Here is a 25,121-nt window from a genome sequence, read left to right on the forward strand (position 1 = left end):
ACTCCCAGAGTCCAGTCTATTTTGGGTAATTAACATTAAAAACACAAATGTATATATACCGTCGATGCTAGGGAAATAGCAATAAATACGGGAAATACTTTAGCAAAAATGATGTTTTTTACTAAAATACCCCTTAAGGATTAACCTTATGTATGTATCTATATTTCCCATTAACGCACCACTTACAGACTTGGTGTTAGGTGCTTCTCTCTATTTCCCGCCCATGTTTAAGGCAGTCATGCTAGGTTTGGTGTTATGGCTATTGATCCATCATATGCTACGGAATTGGATCTACTCTGGTGACATCTGGCATCCAATATTAATGGAACTATCAATTTTTGTCATTGCAGTCAGCATTTCTTTATGGGTCTTAGCCAGTGGGTAAATTGACATGAATCATCAAACTCTTAAATATTTCTCGTCAGTCATCGTATTTGCCCTCGCACTCTGTGCTGGTTGGTGGATGTGGAATTATTACATGCAATCGCCTTGGACTCGTGATGGTAAAGTTCGGGCGGAATTGGTCAGTATCACCCCGGAAGTTTCCGGCCGACTGGTTAAAATACTAGTTCATGATAACCAGTTGGTGAGCGCTGGTAGCCTATTATTTATCATTGACCCGCAACCCTATCAATTGGCACTGGAGAGTGCGCAAGCCGCTGTCATCCGTGCTCAGGCTGAGTTGGCGAAAGCGAATCATGAAGCTGAACGTCGCCGTAACTTACCCAAAAATATCATTTCTGGCGAAGATCTCGATATCGCCAATTTAACCGCTGATAGCATGAAAGCCGCTTATCAGGGCGCACTGGCAAACCTCGAGCAAGCTAAATGGAATCTCAGTAAAACGCGCATTTATGCCCCCACCAATGGTTACATCACCAACTTGCAAACACGAGTAGGTAACTATGCGACAACCGGGACTCCATTAGTAGCGCTAATAGATACCGATTCATTCTATGTGATGGGCTATTTCGAAGAAACTAAATTGAGACACATTAGAGAAGGTAATGCAGCCAAGATTGTTTTGTACAATGGCAACATTCCTTTACGCGGAGTGGTAGAAAGTATAGGTCGGGCGATTTATGATCAAAGTGTCGATACTGGGGGTGATCTGCTAGTCGATGTGAAACCCAATGTGCCTTGGGTTCGTCTGGCGCAACGGGTGCCGGTGCGCATTAAGCTATTGGATGTCCCGCCTGATGTGACACTGATTGCGGGTACCACCTGCACGATTTCACTGGCAGAATAAGCATGCGCCTCCCTCCCTTGTGGCAACTCACACCTTGGGGCAAGGCCAATGTCGGCCAGTGGCGCTATGCCTTGCGTAACTCGTTGGCGATGTGTCTGTCGCTGTGGATTGCTTTTGCGCTGAATTTAGATGAGCCGTACTGGGCAATGACCTCCGCTGCTGTCGTCAGTTTTCCCACCATCGGTGGCGTCATCAGCAAAAGTATTGGCCGGGTCATTGGGAGCTTACTGGGCGCAGCAGCATCAGTGATGATTGCGGGCCATTGTCTCAACGACCCTTGGTTATTCACCTTTGCCATCGCCGCCTGGATTGGCCTTTGCACCTTTATTTCCAACCATTATCAGAATAATGTCTCTTATGCTTTTGCGTTGGCGGGTTACACCACAGCAATCATCGCTTTTTCAACCGTAAATACCACGGATACCCAACAAATTTTTGATATCGCCCAAGCCCGTGTTTGTGAGGTGATTACCGGTATTCTCTGCGGTGGGCTGATGATGATGCTGCTGCCCAGTACGTCAGACGGTGAAGCGCTGTTGACCTCTTTGCGCCGTATGCAAGCCCGCTTGCTGGAACATGCCGAATTGTTGTGGCAAACCGAGCATAACCCCGCGCTTCGCACGTCACATGAGGGGCTGATAGGGCAGATTCTCACCCTGAATTTGCTGAGAATTCAGGCATTCTGGAGCCATTACCGCTTGCGGCGGCAAAATAATGTCCTGAATTTTATCCTGCACCGCCAATTGCGTATCACCAGCGTGATCACCAGCTTGCGGCGCATGTTAGTTAACTGGCCGTCACCGCCGGCAAATCTGACTGCGGTACTGTCACAACTGCTAGCGGCACTGCAACAACCGGATTGCGGTAAATATCAGTTAGCTAAAATTCTGCAACAGATCGCCCCACAGGCGGATGCTGACTATCGCCATCGGGCCTTTTGGTTGCGATTGCGGCACTTCTGTTGGCTCTATTTGCAGGTTAATCGATGGTTGGCGCAATTGGACAAATCGCCTGACATCGGCCTGCCATCACCGCCGTCCGTGACGTCACTGGCGCGCCATACCGATACTTATGAAGCCGCCTATAACGGGCTGCGTACCTTTGTTTGTATCGTCATCGGTTGTGCATTTTGGATACATACGCAGTGGAGTTCCGGCAGTGCCGCACTGGCATTAACCGCCGTCAGTTGCGTGCTCTACTCCGCCACCCCATCGCCAACTGACAGCATTGCCACCCTGTTAAAAGCCATTGTTTTACTCTCGATTGGCTGTTTTATTCTGAAATTTGGTGTGATGGTACAAATTGATGATTTTTGGCAATTTGCTGCGCTGCTGCTCCCCATTTTAATCACGATGCAGATGATGAAACTCCAGCACCCCGCGTATGCGGCACTGTGGGGACAATTGATTGTCTTTATGGGCTCTTTTTTAAGTGTCACCAATCCCCCTAGCTACGATTATCAAGAGTTCCTTAACGATAATATTGGTAAATTGGTCGGGGTGATGTTGGCGGGTGTCGCGTTTCAGGTGTTGCGCCCCAGTTCAGATAGACGCAAAAGTCGCCGGATTATTCGCATGCTACGCCGTGACTTTATCGATCAACTCAGCAGCCATCCGCAACAAAATCAGAATCAATTTGAATCGCTGATCTATCACCGAGTTAATCAGCTCAATATCAGCAAAGATCAGGCCTCGCGGCTATGGCTACTCCGCTGGGGGATGGTGCTACTTAATTGCAGCCACGTGGTCTGGCAGTTGCGTGATTGGCAAACCACTTCAGCGCCCTTATCAGCGGTGCGGGATGTCTGTGTTCACTGTCTGAAGGGCTGTATGACGGAGAAAGGTATTCAGCCAGCGTCGTTGCAAGCAACGTTACATGAGTTGCAACGTATGAGTGATATTTTGGGGGAGTACCCTGATGCCTCGGGGCGCGAACTGGCTGGGCTTATCTGGCGACTTTATTGCTCACTGACTCAGCTTCAACTGGCCGTGCCGGATGAGGAGAGTCAAGCTGCGCCAGCATGATACTCGCTGGCGCGCGCAAAAAAACTTAAGGCACATCATAACCGAGTGCAGCACGACGAATGCGGAACCACTGCTGGCGAGTCATCGTCAGGGAGAGCGAGGCCCATGCAGCTTTAACCCGCTCTATCTTGCCGGAGCCAATGATAGGGAGTGGAGCCGAGGGCAAACGCAGAATCCAGGAGTAAACCACCTGTTCAATGCTTTCAGCGCCAATTTCGTCGGCCACCGCCTGCAACTCATCACGCAGTGCTTGGAATTCCGGGTCGCTAAACAGACGTCCGCCCCCCAAACAAGACCACGCCATGGGCTTAATACGCAGCTGTTGGCAAGCATCAAGCGTGCCATCCACAATGGCGGGCTGGTGTAGCGGTGAAATCTCGACCTGATTGGTTACCAGTGAGAATGGCAGACGCGATTGCAGCAAACTGAATTGCGCAGGCGTAAAGTTCGAAACACCGAAATGTTTGACCTGCCCGCTTTTGTGCAATTGGGTGAAGGCTTCAGCCACTTCATCAGCATCCATCAAGGGGTCTGGACGGTGAATCAGTAACAAATCCAGATAATCCGTGTGCAAATGCGTCAGTGACTGTTCAGCACTTTTGATGATATGTGAGCGATCTGTGATGTAATGCCCCAGCGCATGTTCTGGTTTCGCGGTGGTGGCAATACCACATTTACTCACCAATTCCAGTTGATGACGCAAAGCGGGTTTAAGGCGCAATGCTTGCCCGAAAGCCTGCTCACATTGATAACCGCCGTAAATATCGGCGTGATCCGTCGTGGTAATACCCAATTCAATATGCTGCTCGATGAAGCCCAACAACTGCGCGGGCGTCATCTCCCACTCCATCAAACGCCAATAGCCGCAAATCATGCGAGAAAATTCAGGCCCAAGGGGAGCCAGTTGAGTACGTGTATCCATTATTAGTCACCTCACTTATTAGTATCCCCTCAGCATACACAACCGACAGAAAGGTTAAATCCTCCCTGAGCAACGAATTAAGGGTCAATAGGGGGCTGAACGGCTAAAATAGCCCGAAAGGTTAAAGATACGCAGCTTGTTAGAATAGCGACGGTTGATCTTGCAGCGGCTCATCCGAAGGTTTGTTCGCCCGTTGCAACCGCAATAGACGTTGGCGACACAGCCGCAGAACATCCCGCTTTTGCGGATCACTCATTTTTATCCAGTTAAAGCGCTCATCGCGGCTGCGCATACACCCACGACAAAAGCCACGGTCATCTGTTTGGCAGATACCACGGCATGGGCTGGGAATGTCGAAAAACTCAAGTTGCTGAGCCACGCTGCCTCCTGCGGCTGAGAGACCTAGAGAACTTGGCGCTTCAGGTATACCTTAATTGAAGCCTGCTTCGCCATCACTGGCAAGTCGTTATTTTTACCCGTATGACAAGGTGCACTAAGCCGATGCCACTCACCACTGAACCGCTAAGGTTATCTTAAGTTTCCATCGATATCATTCATGCAATTAGTGAACTCTAGGATTTAATTTTCACGATGAATGCTCGATATAAGTTACAGTGTAACAGTCTCGGTTTTATTCTTGCCAGCGCACTGTTTTTTACGCTCTTCCATAATGCCCTGTTTATCAGTAAAGCCTGGTCGTTGATTCGCTTTGACAGCAGCGACAGTTATTTTTTTGCCGCGACCATTCCGGTGGTGATTTTCTGCGCACTGAATATCATTTTTAGCCTGTTGGCTGTTCCTGTGCTGCGCAAACCGGTCATTATTCTGTTTTTATTGGGCGGTGCGGCGGCCAACTACTTTATGTTCAGCTATGGTGCCGTGATCGACGCCAATATGATGCAGAATGCCTTCGAGACCAACTCACAGGAAGCGGCTGCCCTTTTCACCCCACGGATGGCTCTCTGGTTGCTGGTGCTCGGTATTATTCCTGCCATCATTATCTGCTTCTTACGTATTCAGGCAACTCGCCCTTGGTGGTATATGCTGGGGTTGCGAGCGGCCAATATTCTGGTATCCGCAGTGATTATTATGCTGGTCGCGACGCTGTTTTATAAAGATTACGCCTCGCTGATTCGTAACAATAAAAGCATCGTTAAAATGCTGACGCCATCCAACTTTGTCAGTGGCAGTTTTCAATTTGCTAAACATAAATATTTCGCCAGCAATATGGCGTTGGTGAATATTGGTGAAGATGCCCATAAAGGCCCGGTGATCACCGGGCAACAGAAGCGAACTTTGGTGATATTGGTCGTAGGTGAAACTGCCCGTGCCGAGAACTTCTCCTTGGGCGGCTATGGTCGAGAAACCAACCCTCGTCTGCAAAAACAGGACGTGACCTATTTTAAGAATGCCTCATCCTGCGGCACTGAAACCGCGATTTCCGTGCCCTGCATGTTCTCAAATATGCCGCGTAAAAATTATGATGCCACACTGGCCAGTCATCAGGAGGGGTTGATGGATATCCTCGCCCGCGCCGGATTGAGTGTTTTGTGGCGTGAAAATGATGGTGGCTGTAAAGGAGCCTGTGACCGCATTCCCCATCAGGATGTCACACAACTGCAATTAACCACTGACTGCGAGAATGGCGTCTGCTTAGATAATGCGCTGCTCTATAAGTTGGATAATTATATCAATGGGCTACAAGGTGATGGGGTCATCGTACTACACCAAATGGGCAGCCATGGCCCCGCTTATTACCGCCGCTCTACCCCTGAAATACGCCAATTCGCCCCAACCTGCGATAGCAACCAAATCCAGGATTGTACACCTCAAGAACTGGTGAATACTTACGATAATTCTATTCTCTATACCGATACCATGCTGGATAACACCATTAAATTGCTGCAACAACAGAGTGATAGATTTAACACCGCGCTGATTTATCTCTCTGATCACGGCGAGTCATTGGGCGAAAATGGCATGTATTTACATGGCACACCCTATATGTTCGCCCCCAGTCAGCAAACGCACATTCCTTTTTTAATGTGGTTATCACCTGAATATACAAAAAACTATGGCATCGATCGTCAGTGCTTAGCCAAAAGCGCCCAGCATGATGAAGTTTCGCAGGATAATCTTTTCCATACCCTATTGGGCATGATGAATATTCAAACTACTGAATATCAATCTGGAATGGATTTGCTGGAGAAATGTCGCACTCCGCGCTAGCGGAAAAGCCAAAAAACACCGTTCAATAATCGTTGGTAAAACAGATACTTAATGCCAGCAAGGTCATCCGTTGGCATTTTTTCCTTGACCTAGACCGATCGGTCTATTACGCTCTTCGACATGAACAAAATACAGCACACACATGTCGATACCCGTGAGCACCTGCTAGCCACTGGCGAGAGTCTCAGTCTGCGCCTTGGCTTTAATGGCATGGGGCTTAGCCTGTTACTCACCACGGCGGGTATTCCGAAAGGCTCGTTCTATCACTATTTCCGCTCGAAGGAAGTGTTTGGTGAGGCGATGCTACAACGCTATTTTGATCGTTATGATGCGGCAATGGAAAATCTGCTCACCGGCTCGCAAGGCGATAAGCGCCACCATTTGCTGCACTATTTTGCTCAGTCTATTGCTAACTATTGTGGCAGTGAATGCCACAATGCTTGTCTGGCGGTTAAACTCTCAGCCGAAGTGAGTGATTTATCCGAACCCATGCGCCATGCGCTGGATATCGGCACTGCCCGTGTGATTGGACGTTTGCAAGATGCCATCGAAGCCGGTATTGCCGAGGGTTCACTGCGCACCCTGCTCTCCCCGGCCGCCACCGCAGAAACACTCTATGCCTTGTGGCTAGGTGCAGCATTGCGGGCGAAGGTAAAACGTTCTGTTACACCGCTGACCTGTGCGCTAGAAAGTATCGAACTGATGCTACAACCGACCCAATAATCCAATGATTCTGATCACACACTCTGTGTTTCAGGATTTACCCAGCCACTAGTTGACTGGTCTATTAATATAGGACGCACCATGAAGACTGCTAAACTGTTCTCCCCTTTGAAGGTTGGCGCGCTCACTTTGCCAAACCGTGTATTTATGGCTCCATTGACTCGCTTGCGCAGCATTGAGCCGGGTGATATCCCAACCCCATTAATGGCGGAATATTATCGTCAACGGGCCAGCGCGGGTTTGATTATCACCGAAGCAACCCAGATCTCTTTTCAGGCGAAAGGCTATGCGGGTGCACCCGGGTTACACACTCAGGAGCAGTTGAACGCGTGGAAAAAAATCACTCAGGCGGTGCATGAAGAAGGTGGACACATTGCCGTGCAGTTGTGGCATGTGGGTCGTATTTCGCACAACAGTTTACAGCCAGACCAACAAGCGCCAGTCGCGCCATCCGCCATTGCCGCCGATACCCGCACCACGGTACGTGATGAAACCGGTGCTTGGGTGCGTGTTCCCTGCTCCACTCCGCGCGCGCTGGAAACAGAAGAGATTCCGGGCATCATTAATGATTTCCGTCAGGCGACAGCTAATGCTCGCGAAGCGGGCTTCGACTATATCGAACTGCATGCCGCCCATGGTTATTTGCTGCATCAGTTTATGTCTCCGGCCTCAAATCAGCGCACCGACCAATATGGTGGCAGCATTGAAAACCGTACACGTCTGACACTGGAAGTGGTGGATGCCACTGCCGCTGAATGGGGTGCTGAACATATTGGTATTCGTATTTCACCGCTGGGGCCGTTCAACGGCTTGGATAACGGTGAAGATCAGGAAGAAGCAGCACTCTATCTGATTGATGAATTAAACAAACGTCATATCGCCTATCTGCACATCTCTGAGCCAGATTGGGCTGGTGGTAAACCTTACTCAGAGGCGTTCCGTGATGCCGTCCGCGCGCGCTTCAAAGGCGTCATTGTCGGTGCGGGTGCTTATACCGCCGAAAAAGCTGAGGATCTGATAGAGAAAGGCTACATTGATGCCGTTGCTTTTGGCCGCAGCTATATTTCTAACCCGGATCTGGTTGCTCGCCTGCAACAGCAAGCGCCACTGAATGCGCCTGATGGCGAAACATTCTACGGCGGCGGTGCTAAAGGCTACACCGACTACCCAACACTGTAAGTTTTTTATCGTTTAATACATTAAATAACAGCCAGTTAGAGTCATACTCTCGCTGGCTGTTTTTTTTGGTGCTATTAATGAGCCAAGGTAGTGAGCGGGAAGATATTGCTATATCATAATGGCTAAGTTTTTATTTATAATGACTTTGACTTATAAACTTTTGATTATAAAGAGGTATTATGAAACGCTTACTCCATACCATGATTCGCGTCGGTGACCTGCAACGCTCCATCGATTTCTACACCAAGGTATTAGGGATGCGTTTACTGCGTACCAGCGAAAATACCGAGTATAAATACTCGCTGGCATTCGTCGGTTACAGTGATGAAAGTGAAGGCTCAGTGATTGAGCTGACCTATAACTGGGGCGTAGACAGTTACGAGATGGGGAGTGCGTTTGGTCATTTGGCGCTAGGTGTGGACGATGTTGCCGCGACTTGTGACCAAATTCGTCAGGCGGGTGGAAAAGTCACTCGTGAAGCTGGCCCGGTCAAAGGCGGTAATACCATCATTGCATTTGTCGAAGATCCCGACGGCTACAAAATCGAGTTAATCGAGAATAAGAGCGCCGGACACGGCCTCGGAAACTGATTAACAATAAGGCACCCTCACGGTGCCTTTTTTCTCATCACGATATCCCCCTGCATCCTGCGCCAAAATTTGACATAATGTGTGCTGAATTCGATGAAGATAAGAAACTGATGGCAGATAAAAGTGACCTTAACGCCCTGAGCGGCCGTTTTCGTGGGTATTATCCCGTAGTAATTGATGTTGAAACCGCCGGTTTTAATGCTCAAACCGATGCATTATTAGAAATTGCCGCCGTGACATTGCAGATGAACAAAGAGGGATGGTTGCTGCCGGATGAAACGCTGCATTTTCATGTAGAACCGTTTGAAGGTGCCAATCTACAACCTGAGGCACTGGCGTTTAATGGCATTGACCCGACTAACCCGTTACGTGGCGCAGTCAGTGAACACGATGCCTTACACGCCATTTTTAAAGCGGTTCGTAAAGGGCTCAAGGATCAGGGCTGCAACCGAGCAATTATCGTGGCGCACAATGCCAATTTCGACCATAGCTTTGTGATGGCAGCCGCTGAGCGCGCCAGCTTGAAGCGCAACCCATTCCACCCGTTCGCCACTTTTGATACCGCAGCACTCAGCGGGTTGGTGCTTGGGCAGACCGTGTTGGCAAAAGCATGCCTGACAGCAGGCATTCCATTTGATAGCAGTCAGGCGCATTCGGCCTTGTATGACACAATGCAAACGGCAAAGTTGTTCTGCGAGCTGGTTAATCGCTGGAAGAAATTGGGCGGCTGGCCGATACCGGCGGGAGAGTCCGAGTAACACGGTTTTCATGAGAAAATAGCGGATATATAAAAAAGGTGGCCTGCAGGCCACCTTTTTCGTTTGTTTCACTGTACAACTCGCCTGTTACTCTGCGGCGGGTTGATCTTCTTGTGAACGGTATTTATCTGCGGTCTCTTTCAGCAACTGTTGCAATTCGCCACGCTGATACATTTCCATCAGAATGTCGCAACCGCCGACCAATTCGCCATCAACCCACAGCTGCGGGAATGTCGGCCAGTTGGCATATTTTGGTAGCTCTGCACGAATATCCGGATTTTGCAGGATATCAACATAAGCAAAGCGTTCGCCACAGGCAGATAACGCTTGCACAGCCTGAGCAGAGAAACCGCAGTTTGGCAGCTTCGGTGAGCCCTTCATGTACAGCAGGATTGGGTTTTCTGCTATCTGGCGCTGAATTTTATCAATCGTGGTCATTTATTGCTTCCTCAAGCCATCGAGTGGCTACAAACTTTTACTTAATATAATTATTGCGTACGGTCTATTGTAGCGACTGTCACCACTGGAATAAAACGCCATCTTTTGCAGGGGCTTTTCACTATCAGTGAAGAGTTAAATCTCAGCTACAAATATGTGCCTTAAGAATAACATTTTTGATCCCATCACTTCACTATTATCTTCTTAATGGAATAGCGGGAGGGTGACCAATATAACTTGTTGACGGATGGTTGATTTAAGTCCATTGAAAGCATAAAAAGGCGGCAATTGTGAAGCCATTAACGTTTTCTCACAATATCGATTAGAATACTGTATGTCTTCGCTTTTTTATATCCTGAGTTTCGGCAATACTGTGACTCTTCATATTCATCTTAAGGCTAAGGTTGGTCGCGTTATTATGCGTTTAATACTTACGCTGTTTGTGCTGCTGTTTACTCAGCTATTCTTAAATCTGGCGCATGCGTCGCCGCAGGCACAGGTGTCGGCGGAGCAAAAGAAAGGCCAGATCAGTCAAGCCAGCCCTGATGATCGTAAAAAGCGAAAAGCCGATAAAAGCACCAAAAAAGCGAAAATAGCCAGCGATAAAACGTCCACCAGCAAAACCACCACAAATAAAACAACGGCCAATAATGATAAAAAGAAATTAGCCGCTAATACGACTAAAACGATTAAGAAGAAAGCGCAACAAGTCAGTAAACCCGCGACAAAAAAAACCAGCAGTACCAAAAAGACGAATATTAAAACTGCGGCTAACAAAACAACAGCGGCAGTCAAAAAGAGTCAAAAAGCGGCTTATGGTCGGCATCGAAATAAAACTCAAGGCAAAGCGAGCACCGAACTCGTCGCCAATAATAAAATTAAGCTCAGCCCTGCCCATAAAAAGCGCTATCAACACGCCAAACAAACCGCAATGAGTAAACTGATGAAACAAGTCGGTAAGCCTTATCGCTGGGGTGGCACCTCACCAAATACCGGTTTTGATTGCAGCGGACTGATTTATTACGCCTATAAAGATGTGATCAGAATAAAAATGCCGCGCACCGCTAATGAGATGTATCACTTGCGTGATGCCGCGCCAGTCAAACGGGCTGAATTAGAGAGTGGTGATCTGGTGTTCTTTAATATTGCTAATCGCGGCGTTGCCGATCATGTCGGCGTTTATTTAGGCAACGGCAAATTTATTCAGTCTCCACGCACCGGCGAAGAGATCCGTATTAGTATGCTGGATAACGACTACTGGCAAGATCATTATGTGGGCGCACGTCGCGTGGTCACACCAAAAACTATCCGCTAATCCTTCAACACACATCCGGCGGCGCTGTCGGGTGTGTGTTTCCTTACTCCCCCTATCTCAGTGACGACTCCTGAAGAGTTTGCATTCAATCCCCTTTCTAACCCTATGGTTTTCAATGTCATTCCTGTCGAAAGTTGTTAAGATTAATACCCACAACAAAAATACAACAATTATGCTTTACCCGCTCTTCGCCACATTATGGCCTGCGGCTATTGATGGGATTTGAGGAGCAAACACCCTGAGCAACCCCGAAAGGAGAGAGCTATGTCTTTTGAATTACCGGCATTACCTTATGCGCAAAATGCGCTGGAACCCCACATCTCAGCTGAAACGCTGGAATACCACCACGGAAAACACCACAATACCTATGTGGTTAATCTCAATAGTCTGATTAAAGAGACTGAGTTTGCGGGCAAGACACTGGAAGAGATCGTAAAAACCTCCAGCGGTGGCATCTTCAACAATGCGGCCCAAGTTTGGAACCACACTTTCTACTGGCACTGCCTGTCGCCAAATGGCGGTGGTGAGCCGACGGGTAAAGTGGCCGACGCCATTAATCAGTCATTCGGTTCATTTGCAGAGTTTAAAGCGCAGTTTACCGATGCCGCAGTGAAAAATTTTGGCGCAGGCTGGACTTGGCTGGTTAAAAAAGCAGATGGCACGCTGGCGATTGTCAGTACTTCTAATGCAGCAACCCCTCTGACCACAAATGATAAGCCATTGCTGACCGTCGATGTGTGGGAGCACGCTTATTATATTGATTACCGTAATGCGCGGCCAAAATATCTGGAGAATTTCTGGGCGCTGGTTAACTGGTCATTCGTTGAGAAGAATCTAGCCTGATAAGGCAATAAATGATAGGCGGTGTGTTAGCACATCAGCAGAAATAACTCAGGGCGGGTAAACCGCCCTACTTAATAATTTTACCGGCAAGCGGCTTAATTAATTCATTACCGCCACGAAGCTAAAGGCAATAATCATCGCCAGCGCACCAACAGTCGTAATCAGCGACATTTTCAGATTGGTATCCATAAAAACTCCTTAGCCGGTCAGTTTGTAGTAGGAAAAAGACACAAAGTTACTGTGTTAAATTATCTTCCCACAATTCAGAAAAAAAATCTTGTGCTCATTACGCACTTTATAACTTTGAATACCTCTTCCACTTTGACTCCAGATCAGACAAAATTCGCAGTTCATAACTGCATACCGACTAATAACGTCCAATAAATACTCTCAGACAAGCCGCTGATTCCATTTTCCAGCCCAATAATATGCATCTGTCTGAGTGTTTTCGAGTCTGCAGGCAAACGATTAACATCATACTTACCGACGGTAACAGGTAAGCTTAGGAGTCATTTTTTTATGGCAACGATTAAAGATGTGGCCAAACACGCGGGTGTGTCCACCACCACCGTTTCGCATGTGATTAACAAAACTCGTTTCGTCGCCGAAAATACCAAGGCTGCCGTGTGGGCAGCCATTAAAGAGCTGCATTATTCGCCCAGTGCTGTGGCCCGCAGTTTGAAAGTTAACCACACCAAATCCATTGGCTTATTGGCAACATCCAGCGAAGCGCCCTATTTTGCCGAAGTGATCGAAGCGGTTGAAAACAGCTGTTATAGCAAGGGTTACACGCTGATTTTATGTAACTCTCATAATAATCTGGATAAGCAGAAAGCCTATCTGGCGATGTTGGCACAAAAGCGTGTTGATGGGCTGTTAGTCATGTGTTCAGAATATCCCGAGCAACTGCTGGGGATGCTCGAAGATTATCGCAATATCCCGATGGTGGTGATGGATTGGGGAACGGCACGTGGCGATTTTACTGATTCTATTATTGATAATGCCTTTGAAGGCGGCTATTTGGCTGGCCGTTATCTGATTGAACGCGGTCATCGTGATATAGGCGCGATCCCCGGTCAGTTATCCCGCAATACCGGCGGTGGTCGCCATCAGGGCTTCCTTAAAGCACTGGAGGAGGCCAATATCACGGTGCGTGATGAATGGGTGGTTCAGGGCGATTTTGAACCGGAATCGGGTTATAAAGCCATGCATCAAATTCTGACACAGAAACATCGCCCGACCGCCGTGTTCTGTGGCGGGGATATTATGGCGATGGGCGCAATATGCGCAGCCGATGAGCTGGGCCTGCGAGTGCCGCAGGATATTTCGGTGATCGGGTACGATAATGTGCGTAATGCGCGCTATTTCTCCCCGGCACTCACCACCATTCATCAGCCGAAAGAGCGATTGGGCGAAACGGCCTTTGCGATGCTGCTCGACCGCATTGTCAGCAAACGCGAAGATCCCCAGACCATTGAGGTTCACCCGAAACTGGTCGAACGACGTTCTGTTGCCGATGGTCCGTTCCGCGATTATCGCCGTTAATCCTCTCCCGCCGATAGTACAGGCTGCTATCGGCGGTGATCTCCATCATCATCAGTCACGAGATGATGATAGAGTATCATCTTTCATCCACTCTGCATTTAACGTGACACTGTCACCCAAATACTCAAGCAGCCAAGCCAGTGCGGGCGAATGATTATTCTGCTCCCACGTCAGGCAGCACGGGCTATCCGGCAGCGGTTCCGCCAAGTTTAGCGCCGCCAGTTTCCCCTGCGCAATCAGTGGCGAAACCATATGGGCGGGCACCATGCCAACACATAACCCCTCACACAGGCAGTCGATCCCCGTCACCCAATCCGGAACCACCAGCCGCTGCTGATTATCTAGCGTCCAGGTGTCTCGTTTAGGCAAATTTCGCGCAGTATCTTCGAGGCAAAGTGAGGGATAAGGGCGGAGCTGATCATCGGTCAGCGGCCCGGTTAGCTGAGCTAATGGATGTTTGACACTCACCACACACTGCCAGCTTAAAAATCCCATATCACGAAAAACAAACCGCCCCCCAACAGGCACTGCGCGAGTAGCACCGATGGCCATTTCTGCCTGTCCATCGACCAATGCATCCCAGACACCATTGAATACTTCATAACGTACTCGTAATTCGATATCAGGAAAATGTCGATAAAAATCCAATACTAAGCGGCGACTGCGCTGGGGCTTGACGATTTTATCTATCACGATAGTTAATTCCCCCCGCCAACCATTCGCCACTTGTTGACATTGACGACGGGTGCCATTCATTTTTTTGATGACATCACGTGCTTCTTTGATAAAAACCAGACCTGCGGCGGTTAATTCTACGTCACGATGACGTCGTTCAAACAGCGGCACTGCCAGCCACTCTTCAAGTTGGCGCACGGTATAACTTATCGCCGATGGCACACGGTGCAATTCTTGTGCAGCAGCACTGAAGCTACCGGTACGCGCCACTGCGTCAACCACATCCAGTGAGTATTCGGACCACATTATTTTCTGCCCCTTCAGCTTAATCACTTAGCTATCAAATATTTTGACAGCATGGCGCAAATATTACCGTTTCACAACAGAATCACTCACCGGATAGAATGCCCTCCGCCACAAATTGCCTGCAACAATCTATTTACAACAGCAGCGCCTGCACATTTTCAAATAGAGAATAATAAAGAATGAAAACGACACCTAGCTTCATGTTCTATCTGGCTGGTTTAAGCATGTTGGGTTATCTGGCCACCGACATGTATTTACCCGCCTTTGGGGCCATGCAACAAGAACTGCAAACCTCCGCTGGATCCATCAGTGCTAGCTTGAGCATTTTTCTCGCGGGTTTTGCTATCGCCCAGCTTATCTGGGGGCCGGTATCTGATAAATTAGGCCGTAAGCCGGTGCTGTTAGCCGGACTGGGGTTATTTGCCCTCGGCTGTTTGGGGATTCTGTGGGTGGAAACGGCCACGCAACTATTGATCCTGCGCTTTATTCAGGCGGTGGGGGTCTGTTCTGCGGCCGTGAGCTGGCAAGCCTTGGTGGTGGATCGCTATCGTGACGGTAAAGCCAATCGTGTCTTTGCCACCATTATGCCATTGGTTGCGCTCTCTCCGGCGCTCGCCCCCCTGCTGGGTGCCTGGCTGTTAAACCACTTCAGCTGGCGCTCAATCTTTGTCGTCCTACTGGTCATCACACTGCTGCTACTGATTCCAACCGCACGGCTGAAAGAGCGGAAAAAATCCGTGACCGATAAGGCCGACCAACATAAGACGGCGATCAGTTTCTGGCAGTTGCTAAAATCTCCGGTATTTAGCGGCAATGTGATGATATTCGCCGCATGTAGCGCCGGATTTTTTGCTTGGTTAACCGGTTCACCTTTTATTCTGGGTGACATGGGATATGGCCCTAATGCCATCGGTTTGAGCTATGTTCCACAGACGCTGGCTTTCCTGTTAGGTGGATTCAGTTGCCGTAGCGCACTGACTCGCATTAAAGGGAATACCCTTCTGCCTTGGCTGTTAGCGGGGTATAGCACCAGTATGATCGCGCTCTATCTCATCGCGACCTTGACGACACCCACACTGGTAAGCTTACTTATTCCTTTCTGCATAATGGCGCTTGTGAATGGTGCCTGCTACCCTATTATCGTAGCGAATGCATTACTGCCTTTCCCGGCGAACACGGGCAAGGCCGCAGCGCTGCAAAACACGCTTCAGCTAGGGTTGTGTTTTGTTGCTAGCATGATGGTGTCCGCTTTTATTAGCCACGCGTTGCTGGCAACAGTGACAGTCATGCTGTCGACAGTGGTTTTAGCACTGGTGGGGTATGGCATCCATTGCTATGCCGTGCAAAAAGATAAAAAGGTATTAATTCCCAATGGAAATAGTCACTAAGTGACATGGATGCCGGGTGCGATTTATTATTGAGAAAGCATCCCGGCAAGCCTATACTCGGTTTAACCAGCTACAATATCATTAAAAAAAAGCGTTATCTTAAGGACTTTCTGTGCGCGTGGATTGCGTCACATTTACTCTTATGGATGAGTTGCCCTAAACCAAAATAGAATTAGGGTTTATTCTTATTCTTCCTCTGTCAGTAACGGATATCAGACACCAAGGTCACAACAGCCTAATTGGTATGTATTCGCGTATATAAACACTTATCGCGGGTCATAAGTCAGAAGAAAGTGATGGAGAAGCTATGAGTTCATCCTGTATAGAAGACCAGAGCATTCAAGAAAATCCGTGGTTCCGCATTGTGCAAGAGATGCTGAATCGGGCTGATATTGAGATCAATGGCTCACGCCCTTTCGACATTCGCGTTAATAACCCCGACTTCTTTAAGCGGGTATTACAAGAAGGATCTTTGGCATTAGGTGAGAGTTATATGGACGGCTGGTGGGAGTGCGATCGCTTGGATATCTTTTTCCAACGAGTTCTCCGTGCTGGGCTGGAAAATCAACTTCCACACCATCTCAAAGATACTTTACGTATTGCTGCCGCCCGCGTTATTAATTTGCAATCGAAGAAGCGTGCCTGGATTGTGGGTAAAGAGCATTACGACTTAGGTAATGATCTGTTTAGCCTAATGCTCGACCCCAATATGCAATACTCCTGCGGCTACTGGAAAGACGCCACCACCCTTGAACAAGCGCAGGAAAATAAGCTGCGGATGATTTGCGAAAAATTGCAATTAGCGCCGGGCATGAAGCTGCTTGATATTGGTTGCGGTTGGGGTGGTCTTGCCGCTTATGCCGCCCGGCATTACGGAGTATCAGTCTCAGGTGTGACCATCTCGGCGGAGCAGCAAAAATTGGCGCAAGAGCGCTGCGAAGGTTTGGATGTCACCATTTTGCTGCAAGACTATCGTGACCTGAATGAACAGTTCGACCGCATTGTTTCGGTGGGGATGTTCGAGCATGTCGGGCCAAAGAATTATCGCACCTATTTTGATGTGGTACATCGCAATTTAAAACCAGATGGGTTGTTCTTACTGCACACCATTGGTGCGAATCGGACTGATCTCAGTATTGATCCGTGGATTAATAAATATATCTTCCCTAATGGTTGTCTGCCGTCCGTAAAACATATTGCTCAGGCCAGCGAACCTTATTTCATTATGGAGGACTGGCATAATTTCGGTGCAGATTATGACCGAACGTTGATGGCTTGGTATGCGCGTTTCCAAGCGGCATGGCCAAGTCTGGCGGAGAATTACTCATCTCGATTTGAACGGATGTTTAGCTATTATCTGAATGCCTGTGCTGGGGCATTCCGCGCCAGAGACATTCAATTATGGCAAGTTTTGTTTAGCCCTAATGGCGTCGAAGGCGGTATTCGGGTTCCCCGTTAACAGCGCCGTTGTTTAAGCATAAATAATTTAATAGCAGGGGTGTCTCTGCCCCCTGCTTTACTTTTATTCTACTGTGACTCTGACTTACCCACGCACCGCTTTTTCGACTGACTCTGCCACGTCCGCAATATTACGCTGCGCCAGTACTCGCTCAACAGTATCGACCACCGCCTGCGTTTGTGGATCTATCTCGATGTTCACCCGATGCCCTAAACGCTTTTTACCGAGTGTGGTACGCGCCAGTGTCTCAGGGATTAGATGCACACAAAAACGGTTGCCTATCACTTCACCGATAGTCAGACTAATACCATCAATGCCGATAAAACCTTTGTGCAATACATATTTCATCAAGTCGTCGCTGGGCATACGAAACCAAATCTGACGATTATTTTCTGATGTATATATTTTGGTGATCTCAGCGGTACAAATAATATGGCCAGACATAAGATGCCCACCAATTTCGTCGCTAAACTTAGCTGCGCGTTCCAAATTAACTACATCACCCACCTTAATATCGCCCAGATTAGTAATGCGCAGCGTTTCTTTCATTAAATCAAAGCTAACCCGGTTGCCTTCAACGGCAGTGACAGTCAGGCAACAGCCATTGTGGGCAACAGAAGCGCCCAAGGCTAATTCAGGCAGCATCTCAGTGGGCATCTCTACCACATGAGTACGGAAATTAGATTTTTCTTCGATGGCCACCACCGGCGCGGTGCCTTGAACAATACCGGTAAACATACGCCATGCCTCTCATCAGTTATCGGTAAAAAGAAGTGATCTCTGCTTTGATTTTGCCTCAGAAGGGACGGAAAACCAAACCACTTAGAATAAAAAACTGTGTACGCGGCATTTTGCTGATATTTAGTGACAAAGATTGCTTAAGCCAAATGAGAAGGTACAATCTTTTATCGTTTTCCCGCTATTTTATTCATCGCTCATTGTGCGATAAATAGTCGTTATTGAAATCAAACACCCAAAGTCGTTGGCGTTGCAAGTCAGCAGCAAGCATACGAAGGGTATAATAAAAAAGGTGCATACGTGCAGAAGTATATCGTAGAGGCGCGTAGCTTATTGGCTCTCGCTATTCCCGTCGTTATCGCTCAATTGTCCCAAACCGCAATGGGCGTGGTTGATACTATTATGGCCGGTTCTGTCAGCGCAACGGATATGGCTGCGGTGGCTGTGGGGACATCGATTTGGCTGCCAGCGATTTTATTCGGCCACGGTTTACTGTTAGCACTGACCCCCACGGTTGCCCAACTCAACGGTTCCGGGCGGCGTGACCAAATAGCCCACCAAGTCAGACAAGGATTTTGGCTGGCACTGTGTGTTTCGCTGCTAATTATGTTTGTTCTCTATAATAGCGACCATGTTATTAAGCAAATGCATAATATTGATCCCGTACTGGCAGATAAAGCCGTGGGATTCCTGCATGCCATTATGTGGGGCGCGCCCGGTTATCTCTTCTTCCAGGTGTTACGTAATCAATGCGAAGGGCTATCCAAAACAAAACCGGGGATGGTGATAGGTTTTATCGGTTTGCTGGTTAATATTCCGATTAACTATATTTTCATCTACGGCAAGTTCGGCGCGCCGGCGTTAGGGGGCGTGGGTTGTGGTGTGGCCACCGGAACCGTCTACTGGGTGATGTTCCTGATGATGCGTTGGTATGTCACCCGCGCTCGTTCACAGCAAGACATCAAACTGGAGAAAGGCTTTGCCGCACCAGACTGGCAAGTGATGAAACGTTTGGGCGGGCTTGGCCTACCTGTTGCACTGGCCCTGTTTTTCGAAGTGACACTGTTTGCTGTGGTGGCATTGCTGGTTTCGCCGCTGGGCATCGTCGCTGTTGCCGGACACCAGATCGCACTCAACTTTAGCTCACTCATGTTTATGTTGCCGATGTCATTGAGTGTGGCGGCCACCATTCGTGTGGGCTTCCGCCTCGGTCAGGGATCGGTTGATCAAGCCAAGGTCGCGGCCTATACCAGTATCGCCGTCGGGTTGATGTTGGCCTGCGTGACTGCGGTGTTTACCGTTGTTTTCCGCGAACATATTGCCCTGCTGTATAACAAAACACCTGAAGTCGTGATGATGGCCTCCCACTTAATGCTGTTGGCTGCACTTTATCAGCTATCCGATGCCATTCAGGTGATCGGCAGTGGTGTGCTCCGTGGCTATAAAGATACCCGTTCTATCTTCTTTATTACCTTTACTGCCTATTGGTTACTGGGACTGCCAACCGGTTACTTGCTGGGACTAACCGATTATATCGTCCCCGCAATGGGGCCAAGTGGTTTCTGGATAGGTTTCGTTATCGGCTTAACTGCGGCGGCGATATTAATGGCATTGCGCATCCGTTGGTTACAAAAACAGCCGACGGCGTTTATCCTGCAAAAAGCCGCACACTAGCGGCCAGCCATGTTCCGCATTAATCGCTGGAATCAAATTGGCGATTAATGCGGTGATATATCGAGAAAGGTGGAGAAAAAAACAGCGCAATGAATAAAAGCGCAGCAATTACGTGAGTTTGCGGTGAATATTGTGTTTTTCCCCTTGCCAGCAGACAGTCGGATCGTTAATATTCGTCCCCGCTGTCAGCATTGATGGTCGGTAATAAGATTATGGTATTGCGTCCGTAGCTCAGTTGGTTAGAGCACCACCTTGACATGGTGGGGGTCGATGGTTCGAGTCCATTCGGACGCACCAATCTTATCGCTCGTAAAGCAGCTAACAACGCTGCAGTTTCAAGTAAGAAGGGTAATGTGCGTCCGTAGCTCAGTTGGTTAGAGCACCACCTTGACATGGTGGGGGTCGATGGTTCGAGTCCATTCGGACGCACCACTCTGCAATTCTCAATGTTCCTGATACTTCCGATTCAACCTCCCTACTTTTATCAATTCTCACTCCTATTCCTTCGCACTCAATACCCTGTTTCTCCTCAATGAATTTGTTAAATGTGTTAAAATAAATATTTGTTGCGCAACAAACTAGGATTTATTCTCAGTGTTTGCGCGACTAATGTCCCCTTTTTATAAAAAACGGCAATGAGTTCCTGTTTTCTATTTCATTTCCCGTTACTTACCGCTTATAATACGAACCGTCGTTTCAGTTGAATGGTTTCAGCCTCTTGATCTGTAGATACGCTAAAAAAATACAACTCCTCAATACGCCGTCGTATACCGATCATGCGTTTAGCCTCGTGCTAAAGTTTTCCGTTCAACTTCCACAACTGTCATCTATTCTTAGTAATGTTTTGCTTCTTGGGCACGTTTCTTTACACCAGACACTAATCAGATCCCACTCCGTTGATCCATTTAACGGAACTTTCGCTTTTTATCCATCACAACTTGTAGAAAAAATCCGTCATGAAAAAGACTAAAATTGTTTGTACCATCGGTCCAAAAACCGAATCCGAAGAAATGCTGACGAACCTGCTGAATGCAGGCATGAACGTTATGCGTTTGAACTTCTCCCACGGTGACTATGAAGAGCATGGTCAACGTATCAAGAATATCCGTGCTGTCATGGCAAAAACTGGCCTGAAAGCGGGTATCTTGCTGGACACCAAAGGCCCTGAAATCCGCACTATGAAACTGGAAGGCGGCAAAGATGCAGCTCTGGTTGCAGGTCAGACTTTCACTTTCACCACAGACCAAAGCGTGATTGGCAACAACAGTATCGTTGCTGTGACCTACCCTGGTTTCGCCGCTGACCTGAAAATCGGCAACACGGTGTTGGTTGACGATGGTTTGATCGGCATGGAAGTGACTGAAGTCACTGAAAGCACTGTGGTATGTAAAGTGCTGAATAACGGTGATCTGGGCGAGAACAAAGGCGTTAACCTGCCGGGTGTGTCTATCCAGTTGCCAGCATTGGCTGAAAAAGATAAAGCTGACCTGATCTTTGGTTGTGAACAAGGCGTGGACTTCGTTGCGGCATCCTTTATCCGTAAACGTTCTGACGTGCTGGAAATCCGTGAACACCTGAAAGCACACGGTGGCGGCCACATCCAAATCATCTCTAAAATCGAAAATCAGGAAGGTCTGAATAACTTCGACGAAATTCTGGAAGCCTCCGACGGCATCATGGTTGCTCGTGGTGACTTAGGCGTTGAGATCCCGGTTGAAGAAGTGATCTTCGCGCAGAAGATGATGATTGAAAAATGTAACCGTGCTCGCAAAGTTGTTATCACTGCAACTCAGATGCTCGATTCTATGATCAAAAATCCACGCCCTACCCGTGCAGAAGCTGGCGACGTTGCTAACGCCATCTTGGACGGTACAGATGCCGTGATGCTGTCTGGTGAAAGTGCTAAGGGTAAATACCCATTAGAGTCTGTCACCATCATGGCGACCATCTGTGAGCGTACAGACCGTATCATGCCTAGCCGCATCGAAACGCTGAATGACAACCGCAAAATGCGTATCACTGAAGCTGTTTGCCGTGGTGCGGTAGAAACCGCAGAAAAACTGGAAGCCAAAGTGATTGTCGTCGCGACTGGTGGCGGTAAATCAGCCAAATCAGTGCGCAAATACTTCCCGACAGCGACCATTCTGGCACTGACCACCAATGAAACCACTGCCCGCCAGTTAATTCTGACAAAAGGCGTGATCACTCAACTGGTTAACGAGATTGCTTCAACTGATGATTTCTATCGCATCGGTAAAGAAGCGGCTCTGGCCAGCGGTCTGGCACAGAAAGGTGATGTGGTGATCATGGTGTCCGGTGCGTTAGTACCGAGTGGCACGACCAATACTTCATCAGTACACGTGTTATAATCTCAACACGCAAAACTGAACGTTAATTAAAAACACCGCTTCCAATAGCGGTGTTTTCTTTTTTAAGCGTGCCAAATAAACTTTCTGAAAAAAACCATTTTATCCTAACCCTGCCAGAGCCCTTTTTTCAAATAAGACTTATCCCATAGAATCCGGCTGTTTTGTCTCGTTTTTTTAACTTTTTTTTAAAACAAGATGCTTCTTTGAGCGAACGATCAAAATAAACCCCTCTAACACTAAAAATTTATTCTCTTTCGAAAAAACTTTGTGTAATACTTGTAACGCTACATGGAGATTAACTTAATCTAGAGGGTGTTAATAATGAATCGTACTAAACTTGTACTGGGCGCGGTAATTCTGGCTTCTACTATGCTGGCTGGTTGTTCAAGCAATGCTAAAATCGATCAACTGTCTTCTGACGTTCAGACTCTGAACGCTAAAGTTGACCAACTGAGCAACGACGTGAACGCAATCCGTTCTGACGTTCAAGCAGCTAAAGACGATGCAGCACGTGCTAACCAACGTCTGGACAACCAAGCTCACGCTTACAAGAAGTAATATTACTTCCTGAATGAAAAATGGCGCACTCTGTGCGCCATTTTTTTTACCTCGAGAAACCGCCCTTCCCGCTCGCAAAATCCCTACCTGACCCAACCCCACCCTTCAGCGCTAAAAACGCCGTAGCAAGGCTGTCATGCGCCATATTGGGCACTCAGTCTGGTGTCTTACATTATTGATTTGGATGATTCAGAAGGGAACGATTAACTTTACCATGACTGACAGGCAGTCATGGTAAAGGTGGGAGCAGGACTTAGTTGGCTGCGGAGTAAACCGGGCCTGGCTGAACCAGCTGAGGAATAGGCTGTTCAGTTGGTTGTTGCTCTTCGGTCTGCGGTTGAGTCTGTGGCTCGCTCTGAGGCGCTACCGCTGCGGGAGCCTGCTCAGGTGCAGTTTCTCCTACGGTCACAATCACAGGCATACCCGCACGGCGGATAATCGCATTCTGAACCACTTGTGCATCAGTCTGGCTGTCGTCGATAAACTTACGCAGGCTACTGCTGATCGCAATTGGCATCGTTTGCGGGTCATCACTGTCTACACGAGACAACGGCTGATGAACTTCCACATAGCGCTTACCATCAGGTTCTACCGAATATTTCACCGGCTCATTGATGATCTGGACGCGAGTGCCTTTAGGGACCGATTTGAACAGTGCTTCAATATCATCAGGGCGTAAACGAATACAGCCAGAGCTGACGCGCATACCAATACCGAAGTTAGCATTAGTCCCATGAATCAGGTACTCACCCCGACCGGCTGACAGGCGCATGGCAAACAGACCCATTGGGTTTTCCGGGCCAGCTGGAACGACGGCAGGCAATGTCACACCTTCGGCCAGATAGTGCTTACGGATGTTCGCCGTTGGCGTCCAAGTTGGGTTCGGGATCTTTTGGCTGACAGAGGTGGTCATCGTTGGGGTATTACGCCCTAACTGGCCGATACCGATTGGGTACACAATCACTTTGTTCTGGTCTTTCGGGTAGTAATAAAGGCGCAGCTCCGCCAGATTGATCACGATACCTTCACGTGGGGTATCAGGTAACAACATCTGGGTTGGGATAGTCAGCACTGAACCCGGTAATGGCAGATACGGGTCAGCATCCGGGTTTGCTTCCAGCATCCCCAGTAAGCCGATTTTGTAGTCGGCAGCAATCGCCTCGAGTGGGCGGCCATCGTTTGGAACAACATAGGTGGTATTTTCACCAATCAGACGGCTATTGGCTGGCGGTAGAGGATACTCGGTCGCATTAGCAGCAGTGAGACTTCCCGCCACGCAAGTTGCGAATAACATACCAATCAAAGTTAATGCACGTTTCATGCTTAGTTCCTACATCACTTCTTCAAATTCGGTTTACACGGTGATACCCAATAGATTTCAAGTTGCAGGAAAGCGGTATCCCGATACGCTTACATCAGTAAGTGATTCGGGTAAACACATACTGCCCACACACCTACAGTTTGAAAGATGAGGGTATATCTACGTTAATTTTAGCAGCCAATAATAAGGCCACCATATAGTAACAGCCCTTATTATAAAGGCAATTTATATCTCTAGAAATCAAGGTGTTACAATGTAATTTATTATGCTTTATCCAGCAGGGAGGACGATTTAAGCTGCTGAAATATCACCAGTTTAAGACTGTGACCCATGACACAGTAAAGGTGTGTCAACTATGAATAAAGCACAAAATGTTGGCGGGAATCAGCTAGCCGATAAGGCCGCTGCTTTAGCGCGAATCGCGCGGATCATCGCTTCCAGACCTTGCGAGCGTGATGGCGTCAGGTGCTGGCTGAGGGCTAAGTCTGCAAAAAATGGCCTGACATCCAAGCTGACTATCTGCTGCGGGGTTAAACCTTGATAGAGGATAAACACAACGGCGACCAAGCCTTTGACAATCGCGGCATCGCTATCGCCGGCAAAAAGCACCTGCCCCTCAGCGGAGAGGGTCATGGCGATCCACACTTGGCTTTGGCAACCGGAGATCAGATTCTCCGGCTGGCGCTGCTGCTCAGTGAGTGGCGGCAATTGTGCACCCAGTTCAATTACATACAGGTATTTTTCTTCCCAATTCAAACAACGGGAAAAGTTACGAATCAACTTATCTTTATCGGGTAGACCAGCCATAACATGCTTCC

Annotated in this window: 24 protein-coding genes and 2 tRNA genes; 18 read left to right on the forward strand and 8 right to left on the reverse strand. The window is 48.2% G+C overall.

Going from position 1 to position 25,121, the window contains the following annotated elements:
* Positions 1 to 148 precede the first annotated feature (148 nt).
* The 3 genes from HRD69_RS16175 to HRD69_RS16185 are packed head-to-tail and all read left to right on the forward strand — an operon-like array spanning position 149 to position 3,273.
* A complete protein-coding gene (locus tag HRD69_RS16175) occupies positions 149 to 385 on the forward strand; it encodes a DUF1656 domain-containing protein (RefSeq protein WP_032813564.1) in 237 nt (78 codons plus the stop codon).
* A gap of 6 nt (positions 386 to 391) precedes the next feature.
* Positions 392 to 1,249 (forward strand): efflux RND transporter periplasmic adaptor subunit, encoded by an 858-nt coding sequence (locus tag HRD69_RS16180; RefSeq protein ID WP_004874261.1) that lies wholly within the window; start codon positions 392 to 394, stop codon positions 1,247 to 1,249.
* A 2-nt stretch (positions 1,250 to 1,251) separates the two neighbouring features.
* Positions 1,252 to 3,273, forward strand: coding sequence for an FUSC family protein (locus HRD69_RS16185; protein WP_004874260.1), 2,022 nt, complete (start codon positions 1,252 to 1,254; stop codon positions 3,271 to 3,273).
* 25 nt (positions 3,274 to 3,298) lie between these two features.
* Here the strand turns inward: HRD69_RS16185 and HRD69_RS16190 are convergent, their stop codons facing one another.
* Positions 3,299 to 4,195 (reverse strand): aldo/keto reductase, encoded by an 897-nt coding sequence (locus HRD69_RS16190; protein ID WP_004874259.1) that lies wholly within the window; start codon positions 4,193 to 4,195, stop codon positions 3,299 to 3,301.
* Between the two features lie 139 nt (positions 4,196 to 4,334).
* Positions 4,335 to 4,574, reverse strand: a complete 240-nt coding sequence (locus HRD69_RS16195) for a DUF1289 domain-containing protein (protein ID WP_032813562.1) — start codon at positions 4,572 to 4,574, stop codon at positions 4,335 to 4,337.
* A 212-nt stretch (positions 4,575 to 4,786) separates the two neighbouring features.
* Here HRD69_RS16195 and eptA point away from each other — a divergent pair, with 212 nt between their 5' ends.
* From eptA to rnt, 5 genes are all read left to right on the forward strand, one after another.
* A complete protein-coding gene (gene eptA / locus HRD69_RS16200; protein ID WP_004874257.1) occupies positions 4,787 to 6,424 on the forward strand; it encodes a phosphoethanolamine transferase EptA in 1,638 nt (545 codons plus the stop codon).
* A 120-nt stretch (positions 6,425 to 6,544) separates the two neighbouring features.
* On the forward strand, positions 6,545 to 7,147 hold the full coding sequence (locus HRD69_RS16205) for a TetR/AcrR family transcriptional regulator (protein ID WP_004874256.1): 603 nt from the start codon (positions 6,545 to 6,547) through the stop codon (positions 7,145 to 7,147).
* A gap of 81 nt (positions 7,148 to 7,228) precedes the next feature.
* A complete protein-coding gene (gene nemA / locus HRD69_RS16210; RefSeq protein ID WP_032813561.1) occupies positions 7,229 to 8,326 on the forward strand; it encodes an alkene reductase in 1,098 nt (365 codons plus the stop codon).
* A 179-nt stretch (positions 8,327 to 8,505) separates the two neighbouring features.
* Positions 8,506 to 8,916 carry a lactoylglutathione lyase gene (gene gloA, locus HRD69_RS16215; protein WP_004874254.1) on the forward strand — a complete coding sequence of 137 codons (411 nt, stop codon included), beginning with the start codon at positions 8,506 to 8,508 and terminating at the stop codon, positions 8,914 to 8,916.
* Positions 8,917 to 9,026: 110 nt separating this feature from the next.
* Complete coding sequence (gene rnt, locus HRD69_RS16220) at positions 9,027 to 9,674, forward strand: ribonuclease T (protein WP_072079948.1); 648 nt, start codon at positions 9,027 to 9,029, stop codon at positions 9,672 to 9,674.
* Between the two features lie 87 nt (positions 9,675 to 9,761).
* Here the strand turns inward: rnt and HRD69_RS16225 are convergent, their stop codons facing one another.
* Positions 9,762 to 10,112, reverse strand: coding sequence for a Grx4 family monothiol glutaredoxin (locus HRD69_RS16225; RefSeq protein WP_004874252.1), 351 nt, complete (start codon positions 10,110 to 10,112; stop codon positions 9,762 to 9,764).
* Positions 10,113 to 10,530: 418 nt separating this feature from the next.
* Here HRD69_RS16225 and HRD69_RS16230 point away from each other — a divergent pair, with 418 nt between their 5' ends.
* Together HRD69_RS16230 and sodB are read left to right on the forward strand one after the other, a co-directional pair.
* Entirely contained in the window at positions 10,531 to 11,427 is an 897-nt protein-coding gene (locus HRD69_RS16230; RefSeq protein WP_032813601.1) for a C40 family peptidase, read from the forward strand.
* Between the two features lie 264 nt (positions 11,428 to 11,691).
* A complete protein-coding gene (sodB, locus tag HRD69_RS16235) occupies positions 11,692 to 12,270 on the forward strand; it encodes a superoxide dismutase [Fe] (protein ID WP_004874250.1) in 579 nt (192 codons plus the stop codon).
* Between the two features lie 99 nt (positions 12,271 to 12,369).
* Here the strand turns inward: sodB and cydH are convergent, their stop codons facing one another.
* Positions 12,370 to 12,459, reverse strand: a complete 90-nt coding sequence (gene cydH / locus HRD69_RS16240; protein WP_016266160.1) for a cytochrome bd-I oxidase subunit CydH — start codon at positions 12,457 to 12,459, stop codon at positions 12,370 to 12,372.
* A 330-nt stretch (positions 12,460 to 12,789) separates the two neighbouring features.
* Here cydH and purR point away from each other — a divergent pair, with 330 nt between their 5' ends.
* A complete protein-coding gene (gene purR / locus HRD69_RS16245; RefSeq protein WP_004874249.1) occupies positions 12,790 to 13,815 on the forward strand; it encodes an HTH-type transcriptional repressor PurR in 1,026 nt (341 codons plus the stop codon).
* 51 nt (positions 13,816 to 13,866) lie between these two features.
* Here purR and punR read toward each other — a convergent pair whose 3' ends face one another.
* The gene (gene punR / locus HRD69_RS16250; RefSeq protein WP_032813560.1) at positions 13,867 to 14,796 is read right to left on the reverse strand and encodes a DNA-binding transcriptional activator PunR; all 930 of its coding nucleotides are present in this window, start codon (positions 14,794 to 14,796) and stop codon (positions 13,867 to 13,869) included.
* A gap of 179 nt (positions 14,797 to 14,975) precedes the next feature.
* Here punR and punC point away from each other — a divergent pair, with 179 nt between their 5' ends.
* Positions 14,976 to 16,184 (forward strand): purine nucleoside transporter PunC, encoded by a 1,209-nt coding sequence (gene punC, locus HRD69_RS16255; protein ID WP_032813557.1) that lies wholly within the window; start codon positions 14,976 to 14,978, stop codon positions 16,182 to 16,184.
* A gap of 307 nt (positions 16,185 to 16,491) precedes the next feature.
* On the forward strand, positions 16,492 to 17,643 hold the full coding sequence (cfa, locus tag HRD69_RS16260; RefSeq protein WP_004874246.1) for a cyclopropane fatty acyl phospholipid synthase: 1,152 nt from the start codon (positions 16,492 to 16,494) through the stop codon (positions 17,641 to 17,643).
* Positions 17,644 to 17,727: 84 nt separating this feature from the next.
* On the opposite strand, the gene HRD69_RS16265 is transcribed toward cfa, so the two are convergent.
* Positions 17,728 to 18,381 (reverse strand): riboflavin synthase, encoded by a 654-nt coding sequence (locus tag HRD69_RS16265; RefSeq protein ID WP_004874245.1) that lies wholly within the window; start codon positions 18,379 to 18,381, stop codon positions 17,728 to 17,730.
* Between the two features lie 300 nt (positions 18,382 to 18,681).
* On the opposite strand from HRD69_RS16265, the gene HRD69_RS16270 reads away from it, so the two are divergent.
* The 5 genes from HRD69_RS16270 (at position 18,682) to HRD69_RS16290 (ending at position 22,982) form a co-directional block, all read left to right on the forward strand.
* A complete protein-coding gene (locus tag HRD69_RS16270) occupies positions 18,682 to 20,055 on the forward strand; it encodes an MATE family efflux transporter (RefSeq protein WP_032813555.1) in 1,374 nt (457 codons plus the stop codon).
* Between the two features lie 220 nt (positions 20,056 to 20,275).
* Positions 20,276 to 20,352: transfer RNA gene (locus HRD69_RS16275), tRNA-Val, on the forward strand.
* Positions 20,353 to 20,410: 58 nt separating this feature from the next.
* Positions 20,411 to 20,487, forward strand: a tRNA-Val gene (locus HRD69_RS16280).
* A 524-nt stretch (positions 20,488 to 21,011) separates the two neighbouring features.
* Positions 21,012 to 22,424 (forward strand): pyruvate kinase PykF, encoded by a 1,413-nt coding sequence (gene pykF, locus HRD69_RS16285; RefSeq protein WP_032813553.1) that lies wholly within the window; start codon positions 21,012 to 21,014, stop codon positions 22,422 to 22,424.
* A gap of 321 nt (positions 22,425 to 22,745) precedes the next feature.
* A complete protein-coding gene (locus HRD69_RS16290) occupies positions 22,746 to 22,982 on the forward strand; it encodes a major outer membrane lipoprotein (protein ID WP_005165631.1) in 237 nt (78 codons plus the stop codon).
* A 253-nt stretch (positions 22,983 to 23,235) separates the two neighbouring features.
* On the opposite strand, the gene HRD69_RS16295 is transcribed toward HRD69_RS16290, so the two are convergent.
* The gene (locus HRD69_RS16295) at positions 23,236 to 24,303 is read right to left on the reverse strand and encodes a L,D-transpeptidase family protein (RefSeq protein ID WP_172984624.1); all 1,068 of its coding nucleotides are present in this window, start codon (positions 24,301 to 24,303) and stop codon (positions 23,236 to 23,238) included.
* Between the two features lie 384 nt (positions 24,304 to 24,687).
* Positions 24,688 to 25,110, reverse strand: coding sequence for a cysteine desulfuration protein SufE (gene sufE, locus HRD69_RS16300; protein WP_004874241.1), 423 nt, complete (start codon positions 25,108 to 25,110; stop codon positions 24,688 to 24,690).
* Positions 25,111 to 25,121: the final 11 nt, after the last annotated feature.

Source organism: Yersinia mollaretii ATCC 43969 (assembly GCF_013282725.1).
GTDB classification, from domain to species: domain Bacteria; phylum Pseudomonadota; class Gammaproteobacteria; order Enterobacterales; family Enterobacteriaceae; genus Yersinia; species Yersinia mollaretii.